Source organism: Pseudarthrobacter sp. YAF2, assembly GCF_052113345.1.
In the GTDB taxonomy this organism is placed as follows: domain Bacteria; phylum Actinomycetota; class Actinomycetes; order Actinomycetales; family Micrococcaceae; genus Arthrobacter.
The window spans coordinates 53,167-71,703 of sequence record NZ_JBFRDA010000001.1 but is presented as its reverse complement, the minus strand read 5'-3'; the positions used below and the strand labels follow the sequence as shown (position 1 = coordinate 71,703).

The following is an 18,537-nucleotide window of genomic DNA, read 5'->3' as shown; positions in this document are numbered from 1 at the left end:
CGTACGTCGTTACGGTGCGTCCCGGAAGCGGAATCCCAGGCCGGGCTGGTCCGCGAGGGCCACCCGGCTGTTGTTGAACCGTACCGGCGGTGGCCCGTCCAGGATGCCCAGCTGCTCGAAGGACGCCTCTTCGACGTCCTCCACCATGGTGGGTTCGGCCAGGGTCAATGCCAGCTGGCCGGAAAGTTCCGGCAGCAGGTGCGGCATCACCTTGATGCTGTTGGTCCGTGCCAGCTCCACGATCCGCCGGAACGGGGTGATGCCGCCTACCCGGATGATGTTGGGCTGGATGATGTCCACCGCTTCCGCTTCAATGAAATCGCGGAAACGGTAGATTGTGTGCAGGTTTTCGCCCAGGGCTATGGGCACCGGAGAGTGTTTGCGGAGCCGGCGGTAGGCCCAGAGGTCGTCCGCCCGGATGGGTTCCTCCAGCCATTCGAGCCCGAATTCGGCCAGGACGTCCAGCGCCCGGAACGTGGTGGGCAGGTCCCAGCGCTGATTCGCGTCGATCATGAGGCGCCGGTCCGGGCCCAGCACGGACCGCACCGCGGCCACCCGCTCGGCGTCCTCGCGCAGGTCCGGTTTGCCCACCTTGATCTTGATGGCCTGGTGGCCGACGGCAACCCAGCGTTCAGCCTGCGCCACCAGCTCCTCCAGGGTGTAGTGGAGGTTCACTCCGGAGCCATACACCTCTGCGGATTCCTGCCGCTGGCCCAAAAGGCCGGTGACCGAGGTCCCGGCCCGGCGGGCCTGAAGGTCCCAGAGTGCAAGGTCTGCTCCCGCCATGGCAATGGTGGTCAGCCCCCCGCCACCGGCCTCGTGCAGCCGCTTCCACAACACGTCCCATACCGTTTCCGGGTTGGCCGGCAGCCCTGCAATAAACGGGGCAATGTCATAGTCCAGCAGGGCCTTGACCGCCCGGGGCCCGATGGTGGGGGTCCAGGAGAAGCCGTACCCGGTGCCGCCGTCATCTGTGTGGAGCTCGGTGGCGATGACGTGGTTCTCCGGCGCCTCAGCCCCCCAGCTTCGGCGCAGCGGCACCGTGATGAGCCGCGTGGACAGGCCCGTGATGCGCGGAACTGTACTGACGGTCCCGGTCGCGGGGGCGCCCATCAGCGGCCGGCCAGCTCGTAGCCCCTGGCGAGGATGGCCTTGAGCTCCACCAGCTGTTCCTCGGTGGGATCCACCAGCGGCGGGCGCACCGGGCCAACCGGCAGGCCGCCCAGGCGCAAGCCGGCCTTGATCAGGGAAACGCCGAACCCCGGGGTCTGGTCGCGCAGGCGGACCAGCGGGGCGTAGAAGCCCTCCAGCAGGGCATTGCGGCGGTCCTCGTCCCCGGAAACGTAGGCGTCGTAGTAGGCCTTGGCGATCTCCGGTGCCATGGCGAACGCGGCCGACGAATACAGCGGGATCCCCAGGCCGCGGTAGGCACCCTGGGTCAGTTCGGCAGTGAGGAGGCCGTTGAAGAAGGCGAAGTCCTCCCGGCCGGTGGCCGTGACCGCGGTAACGATTTCCTGGGCCAGTCCCACGTCGCCCAAGCCGTCCTTGAAGCCGATGACCTTGGGATTGGCGGCCAGCTTCGCCATGGACGCAGCGGTGAACTTTGCGTTGCCGCGGTGATAGACGATGACCGGCAGGCTGCTGGCATTGGCGACGGCCTCGATGTAGGCCACCAGGCCGTCGGTGGGTCCGGTCACCAGGTAGGGCGGCAACACCAGGAGGGCGTCGGCGCCGGCTTCCTCGGCAACCCGGGCGGCGGCGAGGGCGTGCCCCAGCGGTCCACCCGCCCCGGCCACCACGGGAACCCGCCCGTCAACGACCTCGACGGCGGCCGACACCACGGTGCGGACCTCATCGATGCTCAGGGCATGGAATTCACCCGTGCCGCAGGCTGGGAAGACGCCGCCGGGGCCAAACGGAAGGCGGGAACGGATGTGTTCCTTGAGCAGTTCCACGTCAACGGCTCCTTCGGCCGTGAACGGGGTGACGGGAAAGAACAGTACGCCGTCGAATTTCATGGTGTCTCCTTGCTTCCGCCACCGGCAGTGACCAGTGCGGAAGCCTCGTCGTTGAGGGTGTGGCGGGACGTGAGTTCGGTGCGCCAGCTGCGCCTGGGCTGCCAGCCCAGGAGCTCCTGTGCCTTGGCAATGGAGAAGGCGGGGCTGGTCCCGGTCAGGCCCGCACTGATGGCTTCACTGCCCGGCAGGAACTGGGGCATGAGCTCCGCCAGCGGCGCGGTTGCCAGGGCATCGGCGGCGCCCACAAAAAAGGTCTCCCCGTTGGGAATGTCCGTCATTTTCTGCAGCAGCAGGTCAAGGAAGTCCGCCACGTCCCGGGCATCAACGTAGTTGAACAGGGCCGGTGCGGACAGGGCGGGGTCGGCCAGGCGTTCAGCCAGGGTGTGGCCCTGCTGCGTAGGAGCGCCTTCCCATTCCTCGGGCGAGATGACAAAGCACGGACGGAACGCGGCGTACCGGATCCTCTCCCCCTGCGCCGCGGCGAACATCTGCACCGTCTGCTCGGCGATGAGCTTGGACAGCGCGTAGGCGTTCCACGGCTTGGGCGGGGTGCGCTCATCGAGCGGGAACGACGGCGGCAGCCACCCCGCGGGCGAGCCGTAGCCCAGCACCGTGGGACTGCTGGCCGTGACAATCTTGCCGATTCCCAGTTCCGTCGCGGCGCTGATCACGGCGAAGGCGAGCCGGGTGTTGGTGCCGAAGATGACGTCCTCGGGTGCGCTGAACGGAACGGCGATGGCCGCCAGGTGGATGACGGCGTCTGGCCTTGCGTCCCGGAGGAGGCGCAGCGCCTCCCCCGGGGCCAGGAGATCGGCGGTTTCCTGCACGACGCCGGGCGGCAGCTGGTCGGCGGGCACGGCGTCGCGGTCCACGGAGACCACCTCGTGGCCCGCTTGGGCCAGTCCGGCCACGACGCTGCGGCCCAGGCGGCCGGAACCGCCGGTAACGAATATCCTGCTCATGGGTTTTTCCTTACTTGGCGCGGCGGAGGTCGACGCCGAGGTCCAGGTCCGCCACGCGGATGGGCAGCGAGGTTTCGAGCGACTGGTTGCCGGCAATCCCAACGGATACCGAACGCAGCCCGTCGAGGTAGCCGGAGGGACGGCCCAGCGGATCCTCACCCGGGCCGTTGAAGAGGTCCGAGAGCAGGAGCTCGTCGCCCCCGCCGTGGCCGCCTTCACCGTTGACGATCGGCACCTCATACGCAGCTTCCCAGTGGCGTTGGACCACCAGCCGTTCGCCATTGCGGCGGACGGCGTCCTCTTCCTCCACGGGGGTAGCGCTGGGGTCCACCACCGTCTTCTTGTCAGTGCTGTGCAGGACGGCGGCGCGTTCCACCACTTCGAGCTCGGCGCGGCCCTCGGTGCCATTGACGGCCACCCGGTAGCCTTCCCACGGGCTGTGCGCGTTCAGCGAGTAGCTCAGGCGGGGGCCGCCCTGGTACTCAACCACCAGCGCCAGGTTGTCCTCGATGGTGATGCCGCCCGTGAAGACGTCCTGGTCGCGGCGATAGCCGTCGTAGTGCTCGTTGTCCAGGAAGAGCGCCTTGAGCCGTTCGTCCTCCCTGAGGTCAAGCGCGAACGGATCCTTTTCGCCGGCGGGGGCACCGGCGTCGGGCGTTCCGCGCTCGGGGCGCGGGCCCAGCCCGCGTTCGGCTGCGTTCTTGTCGCCATAGAATTTCAGGCCGCCGGAGGCGAAGACGCGCTCCGGGACGTCGTCGATCCACCAGTTGACGAGGTCGAAGTGGTGGGACGCCTTGTGGATGAGCAGGCCGCCGGAGTTCTTCTTTTCGCGGTGCCAGCGGCGGAAGTAGTCCGCGCCGTGCACGGTATCCAGCACCCAGCTGAAGTCGATCGAGGTGACCTTGCCGATCACGCCGCTCTGGATGATTTCCTTGAGGGCGCTGTTGCGGGGCGAGTAGCGGTAGTTGAACGTCACCACGACGTTCCGGCCGGTCTCCTGGACCGCCTTGGTGATACGGCGGCAGCCTTCGGCATCGATGGTGAGGGGCTTCTCCACCACGACATCGGCACCGGCCCGGAGCGCTTCGACGATGTAGTCCGCGTGGGTGTAGTCGGGGGTGGTCACCACGACGCGGTCGATGTTGTTGGCCTGGATGAAGGCTGTCAGGTCCGCGGGATCAAATGAGGCGATGGGGCCGGGGGCGCCGAGTTCCTGGATGAGGTTCTGGTAGAACTCCACGCGGCCGGGGTTTACGTCCGCGAACGCGACCAGTTCCGCGGTGTCGGCGTGCTTGCCGAACACTGCCCGGATGTACATTTCGGAACGCCCCCCGGTGCCGACCAGGGCAAGGCGCGCCTTGCGGCCGTCGTGGGTGGCGCTGCCGGCAGCCGTGTGGGGGGCAGCTGCGGCCGACGTCTCGGCTGTGTTGACCATGTGGGGTCCCTTTCGAAATCTCATTTGCCCGGCCGCCGGGACGGCCGCTGCGGTTCGGCGGTGGCACTCTGCTGCACCTGCCCGAGAAAGCGTTTTCTCAGTTCGCTATAGAAGTTGTATCAACCCGCCCGCCCATCCGTCAACCACTTCCAGTACTGAAAGAAAACGTTTTCCAACCGGTTGGCACACCGGCTGGCCCTCCGTCAGGGAAAACTCCCGGGAAAAGGGTAGAAATCGCTTTCCAGCTCCCGTATATGCTGTCTCTCAAAGCACCTGCCACCCGGGGCTTGATGGCCGGGCGCCTGCCGCTCCCGGCGGTGTCAATCCGGGCGGCGCGAAAGAAGGGTTCCCCATGGCCAGGAAATCGGCAAGCGGCCGGATCGGCATCGCGGATGTCGCCGTGAAGGCAGGAGTCTCACACGCCACGGTTTCACGTGTGATGAACGGGAACTTCACCGTAGACCCGGACATCGCCGCCAGGGTCCGCGCAGCCGCCGCCGAACTGAAGTACCAGCCCAACCCCGTGGGTCGCAGCCTGGCGCTGGGAAAGACCGACACCATCGGCATCGTGGTGCCGGACCTGGCCAACCCCACGTTCCAGGCGATCCTTCGCGGCCTGAGCCGGGCCGCGGCAGAGGATGGGTACCGGGTACTGATCGCGGACTCGTTCGAGGTTTCCAGCGAGGAATCCATCCTGGCCGGCGAAGCGCGCCGACGCTGCGACGGACTGGTTCTCTGTGCCCCCCGTATGTCCGATGCCGAGCTGACGGACATCGCTCCGTCGCTGCACCCGCTGGTACTGATCAACCGCACCACCGCCGCACCGGACGTCCCCAGCCTGGTTGTGGACTACGGCCAGGGGGTCCAGGACATCGCCGGGCATCTGGTGGAGCTGGGGCACACCCGCCTGGCCTTCCTGGCCGGCCCCCCACGGAGCGCATCGAACGGCATGCGGCTCAAGGGCCTGGAGGCCTTCAAGGCCGCCCACCCGCAGGTGGACGTGACCATGCTCGAGGGGGGCTCGGACTTCGACACCGGGCACGAAGCCGTGGATGCGGTCCTGGCAAGCGGCGCCACCGGCATCCTCGCCTTCAACGACCTTGTGGCCATGGGACTGATGAGCGGCCTGCACGAACGCGGCCTGGATGTGCCAGGGGACATCTCCGTCACCGGGTTCGACGACATCCCGTTCGCCAAGTACACGACGCCGGCACTCACCACGGCTGCCGTCCCCATCACCGAACTGGGCGAGCAGGCGTGGCACCAACTCCGGGCCTTGATCCGCAAGGAGGGGAATGAAGTGCCCGGCAGCCGCTTCCAGCCCCGGCTGGAAGTCCGCGCCAGCAGCGGCCCGGCCAAGGCGTCACGGAGCGCCGTCCACGGCTAGCCGTCCCGGGTCGCCGCACCCAGGCCTGATTCGTTGTAGTACCCCCGAATATGGGCTGCTACCAGTTCTGCCGCCCGGCCGCCGTCGCCCTGCCTGACCGCCGCAAGGATGGCGTGGTGCTCGGCGCGCAAGCGGCATGCCGTGGCGTCCCAGTCCGGCAGGTTCGAGGTCAGTTCGGCGGCGTACCCCTGGATGGCTTCCCGGAGGGAGCCCATCATGGCGCTGACCACCGCATTGCCGGCGGCGTTGGCCAGCGCGAGATGGAAGCGCACATCAAGGGCCAGGAAGTCGCTGACGGAAAGGCCGTCCGCGTAGTCCATACCGGCCAGCAGGGCCGCGGCCTCGTCGAGTTCCGGGGCGTCCGGGCGCGCCCTGCCCGCAGCCCAGGACTCCAGCAGGATGCGGGTTTCCACGATGTCCGCCACGGGCAGGTGCTGGGTGGCAACGTGCAGGCGGAGGGCAGAGCCCAGCGCCGAGGTGGGGTCCGAGATGACCACCGTCCCGGATTCGGGGCCGGACCCGACACCTGCGCGGACCACCCCCATCGCCTCGAGGATCCGGATGGCTTCCCGCACAGACGTCCGGGACACCTTGAGCTGTTCGGCCAGGGTGCGTTCGGCCGGCAGCCTGCCGCCTACGGCCAGCCGGCCGGCAGAGAGTTGGTCCTCGATCCACGCAAGGACCAGCTGATGGGTACGCATACGGCCAATGGTAGTTGATGTGGTCGGACCACATGGCCTAGAGTGTGGTTGGACCACAGGAGGACGCCATGACCCACATCATCCAGCCCGGCAACCCGGAGGCCACCCCGGCCCCGGACGCGACCGACATTCCCGCAGCGCCGGCACCCCCCAAGGCTCCGGCGTCGTCCGCCCTGCCCCCTGCCTTGAAGCGCCGCATCCCCAAGCACTCGGACCTCGCTCCGCTGATGCAGTTCAAGAAGCCGGAGTTCAGCAAGGACGCTCGGCTCAAACGGGCCAACACCATCTGGGAACTCCGGGACATCGCCAAACGCCGCACCCCGCAGGCACCCTTCGACTACACGGACGGCGCCGCCGAGGAGGAAATCACCCTCCGCCGCGCCCGCCAAGCCTTCCTGGACATCGAGTTCCGTCCCGGGATCCTGCGGAACGTGTCCGCCATCGACCTCAGCACCGAGATCCTGGGCAAAACGTCCCGGCTTCCGCTGGGCATCGCCCCCACAGGGTTCACCCGGATGATGCAGTCCGAGGGCGAATACGCCGGGTCACGGGCAGCCGAGGCCGCAGGCATCCCCTACACCCTCTCCACCATGGGCACCGCGTCCATCGAGGACGTGGCCGCCGCCGCTCCCAACGGCCGGAACTGGTTCCAGCTGTACCTGTGGACGGACCGCGACCGTTCGCTGGAACTGATCGAGCGCGCCGCCAAGGCCGGCAATGACACCCTCATGGTCACCGTGGACACGGCCGTGGCCGGCGCCCGCCTCCGCGACGTCCGCAACGGCATGACCATCCCGCCGGCGCTGACGCTGAAAACCGTCCTGGACGCCTCCTACCGGCCGGCCTGGTGGTTCAACTTCCTCACCCACGAACCGCTGACCTTCGCCTCGCTCTCCCGCTACACCGGCACCGTGGCCGACCTGATCAACTCCATGTTCGATCCCACGCTCACCTTCGAGGACCTGGACTGGCTCCGCGAAACCTGGAAGGGCAACCTGGTGGTCAAGGGCATCCAGACCGTGGAGGATGCCCGCCGCGTAGCGGACCACGGCGCAGACGGCGTGGTCCTGTCCAACCACGGCGGCCGCCAGCTGGACCGGGCACCCATTCCTTTCCACCTGCTCCCGGAGGTCAGGCAGGCATTTACCAAGGACAACACGAACGCGGCCATCATGCTGGATACCGGCATCATGAGCGGGGCGGACATCGTGGCGGCCCTGGCCCTCGGCGCGGACTTCACACTGATTGGGCGCGCGTACCTCTACGGCCTGATGGCCGGCGGCCGCGCCGGCGTGGACCGCGCCCTGCAGATCCTGGAAAAGGACATGGCACGCACCATGGCACTCCTGGGCGTCAGCTCCGTTTCAGGGCTCACGCCGGACCACGTGCGGCTGTTGGGCACGAACTGAGCTATTTCTTCCGGCCGAACTTGGGCAGGTTGGGGAGGTTTGCCAGCAGGTCGGCGGCTTTGGTGGCCGCCCGTCCGACGCTGCGTCCGATCTGCTGCGGAACACTGTCATCACTCAGCGGGGCGGCGGTTCCGCCTGGAATGACGACGGCGGGGCTCAGTTCGGCCCCCTCCCGCACCAGGACGGCCGCCGCGGCTTCCTCCTGGCCCGGCTGAACCAGGCCCGGCTCGACGGCGGCGGGTGCTTCCGGCAGCCCCGGTGAGGCGGTGCCTGCCGCGGACCGGCCCTTCGTCGCTGACGCGCTGCTTGCTGACGCGCTTCTTGGTGTGGCGTTACTTGGTGAGTCGGCCGCCTTGGCGACCGGGCCGACGTCGAACGTCTCCAGCCAGCTCGCGATGCCCTCCAGGGGGCCCCGGTTCAAGGCGTAATAGCGCTTTTGGCCCTGCGCGCGCATGCTGACCAGTTGCGCTTCCCGCAGGACTTTAAGGTGCTTGGAAATGGTGGGCTGGCTCGCGGCCAGTTCCTCCACCAACTCCCCCACGGCTTTGTCCCCCGTCCGGAGGGCCACCAGGATGTCCCGCCGGGTGGATTCCGCTATGACGGCAAATACGTCGTCTGTCACCATGCCTCCCACCCTAGCGACATATACGCCGAAAGGCATCAACTATTTCGGGGTCACTGTTGCCCGGCGCGGAGCCGGGTCCTGCTAGTCGAACCAGGGGTCCAGGCCGTGCAGCGGGAAGACCGCCTTGCGGGTGGCCATTACGGTGCGGTCCACGGCGTCGTTGGGGTCGAAGCCCACTTCCCAGGAGCGCCACCACAACTCCACGTCGTCCCCCATCAGCGTGGGTGCGACAGTCCCGAATTTCTCTGCCACATACTGCCGCCAGTCCGCGGGCACGGCGGTGCGCAGCGGCACCGGCCGCCCGGCGGCAATGGCCACCAGGTGGCTCCAGGCACGCGGCACCACGTCCAGGACGTTATAGCCGCCGCCCCCCGTGGCGACCCACCGGCCTCCGCAATACCGTTCGGCGAGATTCGCGACGGCGTTCGCGGCCTCGCGCTGCCCGTCGACACTGAGGTTGAGGTGTGTGAGGGGGTCGCTGCGGTGCGAATCGCAGCCGTGCTGGCTCACGATCACCTCCGGTTCGAACGCGCCTACCAGCTGCGGCACGATGGCGTAGAAGGCGCGCAGCCAGCCGGCGTCCCCGGTGCCGGCGGGCAGCGCAACATTGACAGCTGTTCCCTCAGCGGCGGGGCCGCCAATCTCATTGGCGAAACCCGTTCCGGGGAAGAGGGTCAGTCCCGTTTCGTGCAGCGAGAGCGTCAGGACCCGGGGGTCGTCCCAGAAGATGTTCTGCGTGCCGTCGCCGTGATGGGCGTCGACGTCGATGTAGGCCACTTTGCCGACGCCGCCGTCGAGGAGCCGCTGTACGGCGAGGGCGGCGTCATTGTAGATGCAGAAGCCGCTGGCGCGGTCCCGGGAGGCGTGGTGCATGCCGCCGCCGAAGTTGACCGCATGCACCGCCCAACCCTCCAGCACGCCCTGGGCCGCCATGAGGGATCCGCCGGCCAGCCGGGCCGCGGCGTCATGCATTCCGGCGAAAGCGGGATCATCCTCGGTTCCCAGGCCACGGGATTCGTCCGGGCGGGTGGGGTCCGCACTGACCCTCCGCACCGCCGCGACGTAATCCGCCGAATGCACCGCTTCCAGCTCTGCATCGGATGCAAGCTCCGGCGCCTGCACGTCCACATGGTCCAGGTCGAACAGCCCCAGGCTGCGTGCCAGGCGGGCCGTCAGGTCCATCCGTTCCGGCGCCATGGGGTGGCCGGGGCCAAAATTGTAGGCAGTCATGTCAGGACTCCACGCCACCATCGTCGGCGGCGCGGGCTGGCTAAGACCGGGCAGATATGTCATCAATCACAGGCTACCCGAGGCCGCCGGACTCCCAGCCAGGCCATGAAGCGGGGCTTTAGTGGTTTACTACTGGGGGAAGCAGTTTCGACCGAGGAAAAGCCACACATGACGCAGAGCCAGTCGAGGCCCCGGACCCCGGCCAGCTGGCACCCCCCAGCGCAGGAACGGGAGGGCCTCTGGATCTTCACGCGTCTCCGCGACTTCATCGACGACATCGCCAACACCTCCCCCGCCAGGCTTGCCCTGACTGCGTTCGCCTCCGTCTGCGTAGTGTTTACGTTCCTGCTGTCCCTGCCGGTCTCGTCAGCCGACGGAATCGCAACTCCCATCCACGAGGCCCTGTTCACCGCCGTCTCGGCCGTCTGCGTTACGGGACTTACCGTGGTGTCCACAGCGGTGCACTGGTCCTTCTTCGGCCAGCTGGTAATCCTGGTGGGCATCTTTATCGGCGGCTTGGGCACGTTGACGCTGGCCTCGCTGCTGGCCCTGATGGTGAGCAAGCGGCTGGGTGTGCGCGGGAAGATCATTGCCGCGGAATCCATGAACAACGCCGGCCGCCTCGGTGAGGTGGGCACGCTGCTCCGGATCGTCATCACCACGTCCGTTGTCATCGAGGGCGTCCTGGCCGTGGCGCTCGTCGCCCGGTTCATGACGCTGGGCGAATCCTTCTGGCAGTCAGTGTGGCACGGCATCTTCTATGCCATCTCGTCGTTCAACAACGCCGGTTTCACACCGCACTCGGACGGCATCGTGCCCTACGAGACGGATCTGTGGATCCTCATCCCCCTGATGGTGGGGGTGTTCCTGGGCAGCTTGGGCTTCCCGGTGGTGATGGTCCTGCAGCAGAACGGCTTGAACTGGAAAAAGTGGAACCTGCACACCAAGCTGACCATCCAAGTGTCGCTGATCCTCCTGGTGGCCGGGGCATTCCTCTGGGCACTGATGGAGTGGGACAACGTCCGGACCATCGGCACCATGGATGTGGGCGACAAGATCACCCACGCGTTGTTCGCCTCCGTGATGACCCGCTCGGGCGGGTTCAACCTGGTGGACCAAAACCAGATGGATTCCACCACCATGCTGCTGACCGACGCCCTGATGTTCGCCGGTGGCGGCTCTGCGTCCACGGCCGGCGGCATCAAGGTCACCACCATTGCCGTCATGTTCCTGGCCATCGTCGCCGAGGCCCGCGGTGACGCGGACGTCAAGGTCTACGGCAGGACTATCCCGCAGGGCAGCATGCGGGTGGCCATTTCGGTGATCGTCGCCGGCGCCACCCTGGTGTCCGTGTCCGCGTTCCTGCTCCTGGCCATCAGCGGCCAGTCACTGGACCGGGTGCTGTTCGAAACCATTTCCGCGTTCGCCACGGTGGGCCTGAGCACCAACCTCAGCGCCGAGATGCCCCCTGCCGGCGTCTATGTCCTCACGGCCCTGATGTTCGCGGGCCGTGTGGGAACGGTTACCCTCGCAGCCGCCCTGGCCCTGCGCCAGCGCAGCCAGTTGTACCACTACCCCGAAGAGAGGCCCATCATTGGCTAGTTCCACAGACGCCCCCCGGCGCCCCGCCCACAACGCCCCGGTGCTGGTGATCGGGCTGGGCCGCTTCGGATCATCCACCGCAGAGCAGCTGGTCAAGCAGGGCCGGGAAGTGCTCGCGATCGAACGGGACCGGAACCTGGTGCAGAAATGGGCCCCGCTCCTGACCCATGTGGTGGAGGCTGACGCCACCAACATCGACGCCCTGCGCCAGCTCGGCGCGCAGGAATTCAGTTCCGCGGTGGTGGGGGTGGGTACGTCCATCGAGTCCTCCGTGCTGATCACCGTCAACCTTGTGGACCTGGGAATCGAACACCTCTGGGTCAAGGCCATCACCCCGTCGCATGGCAAGATCCTGACGCGGATCGGGGCCAACCACGTGATCTACCCTGAGGCAGACGCCGGTGTCCGCGCCGCCCACCTGGTCTCAGGGCGGATGCTGGACTTCATCGAGTTCGACGACGACTTCGCCATCGTCAAGATGTACCCGCCGCGCGAAACCGTGGGATTCACCCTGGACGAGTCCAAGGTCCGCTCCAAGTACGGTGTGACCATTGTGGGCGTGAAGTCCCCGGGCGAGGACTTCACCTACGCCCGGCCCGAGACCAAGGTGTCCTCGCGGGACATGCTCATTGTCTCCGGGCACGTTGACCTGCTGGAACGCTTCGCCGCCCGGCCGTAAAGTCCCCGACCGCACCCTAACGTCGTGGGCCCAGGATCAGCCGAGTTGCTTGGTGATCTCCGCTGCCCTGTCCGCTGCCGCCTTTGCACCGGCGGCGATGATGGCCGGGATGCCTTGTTCGTCGAACGTGGCTATGGCCCGCTCCGTGGTGCCGTTGGGGCTGGTGACGGCCTTGCGCAGCGCCGAAGGGTCCGCCCCGGGCTCGGCGAGCATGAAACCTGCACCGGCCACCGTTTCGCGCGCCAGGAGCACGGACAGCTCGCGGTCCAGGCCCAGCTCCTCCCCCGCCGACGCCATGGCCTCGGCCAGGTAGAAAGCGTAGGCCGGGCCCGACCCGCTGATGGCTGACAGCGCATCCACCTGTTCCTCGGGCACTTCAACAATCGTCCCGGCGCCTTGGAGGATGTCCTTGACCTTCCCGAGCTGTTCAGGCGTGCAGTGGGTGCCCGGCGAGACGGACACGACGCCGCGGCCCAGCTTTGCCGGCGTGTTGGGCATGGTCCGGATGACCGGCTGGCCGTCCGGAAGCGCGGCTTCCAGCTGGGCGATGGACACTGCCGCGGCCACGCTGACCACCACCGCCTCCGGCGAAAGGGCGGGGCCGATTTCCCGTGCCAGGTCCGCAATTCCCACCGGCTTTACGCCAAGGATGACGACGGCGGATCCCTTGGTGGCCTGTTTGTTGTTGTCCGGTTCTTCCTCGCCGGCGATCGCGGTGATGCCGGGGTACCGTTCCGCCAGTTCCGAGGCGCGCTCCGCGCGGCGGACAGTGGCCACCACATCCCCCGGGTCCGTCCCGGCCTCCAGCAGGCCGCCAAGAATGGCTTCGTTCATGGATCCACAGCCAAGGAATGCAATTCGGTTGCTCATAGCTCCATCATTGCAGTTCGCACGCATTCACAGGCAACTCTCATCTTCGGTGCAGGCGGCGCACAACTTCGGGTCCTAACGTAGTTATTACCTCATTGAGGGTGCGAGTGATGCGGCAGGCATGGGGATGCCTGCCAGGGCACCGGTGGCTCGGCAACAGGTTTTCCCCCATTTTCCTGTTGCCGGCCCCGGTGCTTCCGCTTTTAAGCGCCCTGCTGCGTCAGGCACTGCCTGGTGTGGCCGAACCCTTGGTTCTGTAAGTCTTTACCCGGTTGCTCTGTGAGTTGCGCGGACGGGTTATCCTTGCGAAAACTATTGGTGCCCGGCTTGCTCCGTTGATGGACTGACGTCCCGCCGTGAGTTTGCTGCGTGACGGAGGTAGTGGTTGTGACGGAATATGATGTGCTTGCCGAGGTGTACGAATGGCTCATCTCGGATGCAAAGTTGCCTCCCGCCGAGTTCGTTTCGTCGTTCGATGACGTCCTCAGTCTCCTGCCGTCGAACGCTCACGTCCTCGACTGTTCGTGCGGAACCGGACAGTTGGCGGTTGGCCTCGCCGGTCGTGGCATGCAGGTTGTCGCAACAGACGCCAGCGAAGCGATGGTTCGCCGGACTTCAGAGTTGTCTGAGGAGTTCGGGGCCTCCGTCCGGGCCGTGCGGGCGAACTGGGAAGAGTTGCCCGACCATTTCGAGGACGACACGTTCGACATGGTGTTCTGCGTTGGCAACTCGCTTCACCATGCCGCGGGCGCGACAGGCAGGGGTTCTGCTCTGGAGTCGATGTCCCGGCTTCTGCGCCCTGGCGGGCGATTGGTGCTCACATCCCGCACTTGGGAACTCGTGAGGGCCAGAGGTTCCCGGCTGGACATCTGGGACCGACTCGTCCGCCGGAACGGTCGCGATGCCGTCGTGGTCTACCGCTGGGAGATTGCGCCGCATTGGGAGGATGAGCACCACATCGAGATTGCGATCGCCCAAGTTGATGCGACTGGGCTGGTTCTTGTCCGCTCGGAACTGCTGTCCTGCTGGCCCTACCGGTACGAGGAACTCGAAGTCGAGCTGCACCGGGTCGGACTCCGGACGGAATTGAGCACGTTCGATCTTGAGGCCGAGAACTACATGGTGGTCGCGAGCAAGGTATAGACACCGGACTCTCAGTCCCTGGCCGGTCCGCGCGGTTGCTCGCAGGACGCTTGCGCCTGCAGCGTTTGCTTCGTTTCCGTCCAGGTCCACGTGCTCGTCCACGTGATCAACGGCGTACTGGATGAGCTCGAGGTCTACCGAGAGGACTCAGATGTTGTTGTGGTCGCCCCTTCCGACACCTCGCTGCTTGAGGTTGAGTCGTGGGTCGACTAGGTCTAGTGCGAATCTTCCACTTTCGCTGAGGGCCCCTTGACGGATATAGAAGCATCCTAGCTGGCCGCTGCCACCGGGCGGGACGCCGCCACGTGGGGTGCAGGGTCCAGCGGCCCGGCGAAGACGAGCTGGTCCAGGCGGCGCAGGATGAGCCCTTCGCGCAGGGCCCACGGGCAGATGCGCAGCTTCTTGAACTTGAACATCTCCAGGGCGGCCTCGGCCACCAGGGCGCCGGCAAGGAGCTGATGCGCCCGCGCTTCGGAGACACCGGGAAGATGCAGCCTGTCCTCTGAGCTCATGGCCGAGATCCGCTGGGTCCAGATGCCCAGGTCGGAGGTGTGCAATTCGCGCTTGACGTAGGGGCCCTCGGCGCTGGGCGCAGCCCCGGCGATGCGGGCCAGGGAGCGGAAGGTCTTGGAGGTGCCTGCCACCACGTTCGCCCGGCCCAGGCCGTCGAATTCCCGGACAGCAGGTTTGAGGGTGGCCCTGATGTAGCGCCGGAGCTCCTTGACGCTTTTGGCCGACGGCGGGTCCTCGGGGAACCAGTCGCGGGTGAGCCTGCTGGCCCCAAGCGGCACAGAGGTGGCCACCTCTGGAAGTTCGTCCTGGCCGAAGGCCATTTCAAAGGAGCCGCCGCCGATGTCCAGGTTCAGGATGGGACCGGCACCCCATCCATGCCAGCGCCGCACCGCGAAGAACGTCATGGACGCTTCTTCGCTCCCGGTGAGTTCCTGGAGGGTCACTGTGGTCTCGTGCTTGACCCGGGCCAGCACGGCGGGGCCGTTGGTGGCCTCGCGGATGGCCGACGTACAGAACGCCAGGAGGTCCTCGGCCTTGTGCCGGGCGGCGAATTCCCAGGCTTCCAGGACGAACTCGGTCAGCTCGTGCTGGCCTTCGTCGCTGATGCTGCCGTCCGGTTCAAGGTATTGGACCAGGGACAACGGACGCTTGTGGGACGCAAACGGGACCGGCTGTGCACCGGGGTGGGCGTCCACCAGGAGCAGGTGGACAGTATTGGACCCGATGTCGAGGACGCCTAGACGCATGGGGACATTATTGCTCGTCGGCGCGCTTGAAGTCGCGCCGGATGTTCGCAACACCTTCAGGGTCGATCTCGAAACCGTAGGCGGCGCCGGGGTTGATCACCATACCCAGTTCCTCGCCAAGGTTGGCGATGATGGCCGCGCCCTGGGTGCCCAGCACGTTGGGTGCGGCTTCCAGGTACTGCTGGTCCACCCGGGTGGGGTGCGAGAAAACGGCAAGGACGGGGCGGCCGTCGGCGTTGGCAAGGACCAGGGGTTCAACCTGGGAGTCCACGCCCTCGACCGTGTCCGAACTGATGATGTAGACCTCGCTGTTCAGGAAAGACAGGATGACGTCCACAGGATTGGCGTCTTCCTGTCCGCCGGTGGCGAGCTTCTCCTCAAGGTCGTTGAGCGGCTGGAGATCCGTGTGCGCGGGCTGTTCAGTCATACCGTCTACCCGATCACGATCCGGTGGCCGGCGCAAACGCGCCGGCCAGAGACTACTTCTTGGCCGTTGCCTTCTTCTTCGCCGGTGCCTTGCGGGTGGCCGTCCGTTTGACCGGTCCCTTGGCGCGCTTCTCGGCCAACAGTTCCACGGCCTGTTCGCGGGTGAGTTCCTCGAGGGAGGTGGCACGCGGAACCGTGATGTTGGTGATGCCGTCGGTGATGTAGGGGCCGAACCTGCCTTCCTTCACCACGATGTTCTTCTCCGACACCGGGTCCGGACCGAACTCGGCCAGCGGCGGCACCGCGGCACGGGCGCCGCGCTGCTTGGGCTGCGAATAGATCTCCAGCGCCTGCTCCAGGGTGATGGTGAAGATTTCCTCTTCGGACCCGATGGAGCGGGAGTCCGTGCCCTTCTTCAGGTACGGACCGAACCGGCCGTTCTGGACCGTGATGAGGTTGCCTTCGGCGTCCTCGCCCAGCGCGCGGGGCAGGCTCATGAGCTGCAGTGCCTCATCCAGCGTCACGGAATCCACGGTCATGGACTTGAACAGGGAACCCGTGCGCGGCTTTGCTTTGACCGGCTTCTTGGCCGGCTTGGGCTTGCCGTTCTTGTAGTACTCCACCGGCTGCTTGGCCAGGTCTTCGTCGGTCATCTCCGGGATGATTTCGGTGACGTAGGCGCCGTAGCGGCCGTTCTTGGCCACCACCGTATGTCCCGTGTGCGGGTCGGCACCGAGCACGCGTTCCTCCGGCGCCGCCGTCTCCATCAGCTCAATGGCTTTGGCCGCGGTCAGTTCGTCCGGCGCCAGGTCCTCGGGCACGTTGGCACGGGCCGATTCCACGATCTCACCCGTCTTCGGATCAACGACGGCGGCCGAGCTTTCCAGGTACGGGCCGAACTTGCCCACCCGCAACGTGATGTCGTCGGTGATGGGGATGGAGTTGATCTCACGGGCATCGATCTCGCCCAGGTTGTTGACGATGCTGAGCAGGCCGGGTTCGGAGTCCTCGCCGAAGTAGAAGTGCCGGAGCCAGGAAGCGCCCGCCTCCTGGCCGTTGGCGATCTTGTCCAGGTCGCCTTCCATGTCGGCAGTGAACTCGTAGTCCACGTAGTCGCTGAAGTGCTGCTCCAGCAACCGGATCACCGAGAACGCGATCCAGCTGGGCACCAGGGCGGAGCCCTGCTTCCGGACGTAGCCGCGGTCCTGGATGGTGGAGATGGTGGACGCGTAGGTGGACGGGCGGCCGATGCCCTTCTTCTCCAGTTCCGCGGTCAAGGACGCTTCCGTGAAACGCGGCGGCGGCGAGGTTTCGTGGCCTACCGCCTGGATGTCGGAGGCCGTAAGGGAGTCATCCTTGGCCACGTTCGGCAGCCGGCGCGCTTCGTCGGAGTCGTCGTCACCGCGGGTCTCGTCCTTGCCTTCCTCGTAGGCGGCCAGGAAGCCGGGGAAGGTGATGACGGTGCCGGAGGCGGAGAACTCGGCGTCCCGTCCGTCGGTGGCAACGGCGCCCAGGCGGATGGTCGCCGTCGAGCCCTTGGCATCACCCATCTGGGAAGCCACGGTGCGCTTCCAAATGAGCTCATAGAGGCGGAACTCGTCCCCGGAGAGCTGCTTGGCAACCTGGGCCGGCGTGCGGAAGGAGTCACCTGCGGGACGGATGGCCTCGTGCGCTTCCTGCGCATTGGCGGCCTTGTTGGAGTAGACACGCGGGGACTGCGGAACGTATTCCGGCCCGTAGAGCTCCGAGGCCTGGCGGCGCGCGGCCGTGATGGCCTCGTCGCTCAGCGCCGACGAGTCCGTACGCATATAGGTGATGTAGCCGTTTTCGTAGAGCCGCTGGGCCACCTGCATGGTGCTCTTGGAGGAGAAGCGCAGCTTGCGGCCTGCCTCCTGCTGCAGCGTGGAGGTGGTGAACGGCGCGGCAGGGCGGCGGGTGTACGGCTTGGTGTCCACTGAACGGACGCGGAAGTCCGCGTCCTGGAGCCCGGCGGCCAGGGACGTTGCCAGCTCTTCGTTGAGGTGGGCCACGTTCTTGGCGGTGAGTTCGCCGTTGTCGTTGAAGTCGCGGCCGCTGGCCACCTTGGCGCCGTCAACGGCGGCGAGCTTGGCCCTGAACGAGCCGGAGTCCGCGCCGAACTGGCCGGTCAGGTCCCAGTACGAGGCAGCCTTAAAAGCCATGCGTTCGCGTTCGCGGTCCACCACCATGCGGGTCACCACGGACTGCACGCGGCCGGCGGACAGGCCGCGTGCCACCTTGCGCCACAATACGGGCGAGATCTCGTAGCCGTAGAGGCGGTCCAGTACGCGGCGCGTTTCCTGGGCATCCACCAGGTCCTGGTCCACATCGCGCAGGTTGCCCATGGCGCGCTGGATGGCCTCCTTGGTGATTTCGCCGAACGTCATCCGATAGACCGGAACCTTGGGCTTGAGCACTTCCAGCAGGTGCCACGCGATGGCTTCGCCCTCGCGGTCCCCATCGGTTGCGAGATAAAGTTCGTCGGCGTCCTTGAGCGCAGCCTTGAGCTCAGTCACCTTTTTCTTCTTGTCCGCGGACACCACGTAGTAGGGCTTGAAGTCGTTGTCGATATCGACGGCGAACTTGCCGACCGACGTTTTCTTCAGCTCGGCGGGGAGTTCTGACGGTTGCGGCAGGTCGCGGATGTGACCGATGGAGGCCTCTACGATGAAGCCCTCGCCGAGGTACTTGGCGATGGTCTTGCTCTTGGCCGGAGACTCCACAATCACGAGTTTCTTGCCGGTTTTGGCCTTGCTTGGCACGGTGCTCCTAC

The 18,537-nt window shown here is 66.5% G+C and carries 16 protein-coding genes; 5 read left to right on the top strand and 11 right to left on the bottom strand.

Annotation, left to right across the window (positions count from 1 at the left end):
• Nucleotides 1-9: 9 nt before the first annotated feature.
• From AB4Y79_RS00325 to AB4Y79_RS00310, 4 genes are read right to left on the bottom strand one after another with little or no spacing between them, the layout of a single operon-like run.
• A complete protein-coding gene (locus AB4Y79_RS00325) occupies nucleotides 10-1,113 on the bottom strand; it encodes a mandelate racemase/muconate lactonizing enzyme family protein (protein WP_441857644.1) in 1,104 nt (367 codons plus the stop codon).
• The gene (locus AB4Y79_RS00320; protein ID WP_441857642.1) at nucleotides 1,113-2,018 is read right to left on the bottom strand and encodes a 5-dehydro-4-deoxyglucarate dehydratase; all 906 of its coding nucleotides are present in this window, start codon (nucleotides 2,016-2,018) and stop codon (nucleotides 1,113-1,115) included. The genes AB4Y79_RS00325 and AB4Y79_RS00320 overlap by 1 nt, the downstream gene beginning before the upstream one ends.
• Entirely contained in the window at nucleotides 2,015-2,980 is a 966-nt protein-coding gene (locus AB4Y79_RS00315) for an NAD-dependent epimerase/dehydratase family protein (protein WP_441857640.1), read from the bottom strand. Before AB4Y79_RS00315 ends, AB4Y79_RS00320 begins: the two co-directional genes overlap by 4 nt.
• A gap of 10 nt (nucleotides 2,981-2,990) precedes the next feature.
• On the bottom strand, nucleotides 2,991-4,415 hold the full coding sequence (locus tag AB4Y79_RS00310; RefSeq protein ID WP_441857638.1) for a Gfo/Idh/MocA family protein: 1,425 nt from the start codon (nucleotides 4,413-4,415) through the stop codon (nucleotides 2,991-2,993).
• 352 nt (nucleotides 4,416-4,767) lie between these two features.
• Here AB4Y79_RS00310 and AB4Y79_RS00305 point away from each other — a divergent pair, with 352 nt between their 5' ends.
• Entirely contained in the window at nucleotides 4,768-5,802 is a 1,035-nt protein-coding gene (locus AB4Y79_RS00305) for a LacI family DNA-binding transcriptional regulator (RefSeq protein WP_441857636.1), read from the top strand.
• Here AB4Y79_RS00305 and AB4Y79_RS00300 read toward each other — a convergent pair.
• The gene (locus AB4Y79_RS00300) at nucleotides 5,799-6,503 is read right to left on the bottom strand and encodes a FadR/GntR family transcriptional regulator (protein WP_441857634.1); all 705 of its coding nucleotides are present in this window, start codon (nucleotides 6,501-6,503) and stop codon (nucleotides 5,799-5,801) included. The genes AB4Y79_RS00305 and AB4Y79_RS00300 overlap by 4 nt on opposite strands.
• 68 nt (nucleotides 6,504-6,571) lie before the next feature.
• Here AB4Y79_RS00300 and AB4Y79_RS00295 point away from each other — a divergent pair, with 68 nt between their 5' ends.
• Nucleotides 6,572-7,912 (top strand): alpha-hydroxy acid oxidase, encoded by a 1,341-nt coding sequence (locus AB4Y79_RS00295; protein WP_441857632.1) that lies wholly within the window; start codon nucleotides 6,572-6,574, stop codon nucleotides 7,910-7,912.
• Between the two features lies 1 nt (nucleotide 7,913).
• On the opposite strand, the gene AB4Y79_RS00290 is transcribed toward AB4Y79_RS00295, so the two are convergent.
• Nucleotides 7,914-8,537: an ArsR/SmtB family transcription factor gene (locus tag AB4Y79_RS00290; protein ID WP_441857630.1), complete on the bottom strand. Its 624-nt coding sequence runs from the start codon at nucleotides 8,535-8,537 to the stop codon at nucleotides 7,914-7,916.
• A gap of 81 nt (nucleotides 8,538-8,618) precedes the next feature.
• Complete coding sequence (locus AB4Y79_RS00285; RefSeq protein ID WP_441857628.1) at nucleotides 8,619-9,830, bottom strand: acetoin utilization protein AcuC; 1,212 nt, start codon at nucleotides 9,828-9,830, stop codon at nucleotides 8,619-8,621.
• A 105-nt stretch (nucleotides 9,831-9,935) separates the two neighbouring features.
• On the opposite strand from AB4Y79_RS00285, the gene AB4Y79_RS00280 reads away from it, so the two are divergent.
• Together AB4Y79_RS00280 and AB4Y79_RS00275 are read left to right on the top strand one after the other, a co-directional pair.
• Nucleotides 9,936-11,369: a TrkH family potassium uptake protein gene (locus AB4Y79_RS00280; protein WP_441857626.1), complete on the top strand. Its 1,434-nt coding sequence runs from the start codon at nucleotides 9,936-9,938 to the stop codon at nucleotides 11,367-11,369.
• Between the two features lie 40 nt (nucleotides 11,370-11,409).
• A complete protein-coding gene (locus AB4Y79_RS00275) occupies nucleotides 11,410-12,048 on the top strand; it encodes a potassium channel family protein (protein ID WP_018761823.1) in 639 nt (212 codons plus the stop codon).
• Nucleotides 12,049-12,084: 36 nt separating this feature from the next.
• On the opposite strand, the gene proC is transcribed toward AB4Y79_RS00275, so the two are convergent.
• Nucleotides 12,085-12,918, bottom strand: a complete 834-nt coding sequence (gene proC, locus AB4Y79_RS00270) for a pyrroline-5-carboxylate reductase (protein WP_441857624.1) — start codon at nucleotides 12,916-12,918, stop codon at nucleotides 12,085-12,087.
• A 369-nt stretch (nucleotides 12,919-13,287) separates the two neighbouring features.
• On the opposite strand from proC, the gene AB4Y79_RS00265 reads away from it, so the two are divergent.
• Nucleotides 13,288-14,061 (top strand): class I SAM-dependent methyltransferase, encoded by a 774-nt coding sequence (locus AB4Y79_RS00265; RefSeq protein ID WP_441857622.1) that lies wholly within the window; start codon nucleotides 13,288-13,290, stop codon nucleotides 14,059-14,061.
• Nucleotides 14,062-14,330: 269 nt separating this feature from the next.
• Here the strand turns inward: AB4Y79_RS00265 and AB4Y79_RS00260 are convergent, their stop codons facing one another.
• Genes AB4Y79_RS00260 through topA form a run of 3 tightly spaced genes read right to left on the bottom strand, consistent with a single transcriptional unit; the run spans nucleotide 14,331 to nucleotide 18,526 of the window.
• Nucleotides 14,331-15,320 (bottom strand): Ppx/GppA phosphatase family protein, encoded by a 990-nt coding sequence (locus tag AB4Y79_RS00260; RefSeq protein WP_441857620.1) that lies wholly within the window; start codon nucleotides 15,318-15,320, stop codon nucleotides 14,331-14,333.
• Nucleotides 15,321-15,327: 7 nt separating this feature from the next.
• Complete coding sequence (locus tag AB4Y79_RS00255) at nucleotides 15,328-15,747, bottom strand: SseB family protein (RefSeq protein WP_441857618.1); 420 nt, start codon at nucleotides 15,745-15,747, stop codon at nucleotides 15,328-15,330.
• Nucleotides 15,748-15,799: 52 nt separating this feature from the next.
• Nucleotides 15,800-18,526 (bottom strand): type I DNA topoisomerase, encoded by a 2,727-nt coding sequence (topA, locus tag AB4Y79_RS00250; RefSeq protein WP_441857616.1) that lies wholly within the window; start codon nucleotides 18,524-18,526, stop codon nucleotides 15,800-15,802.
• Nucleotides 18,527-18,537: the final 11 nt, after the last annotated feature.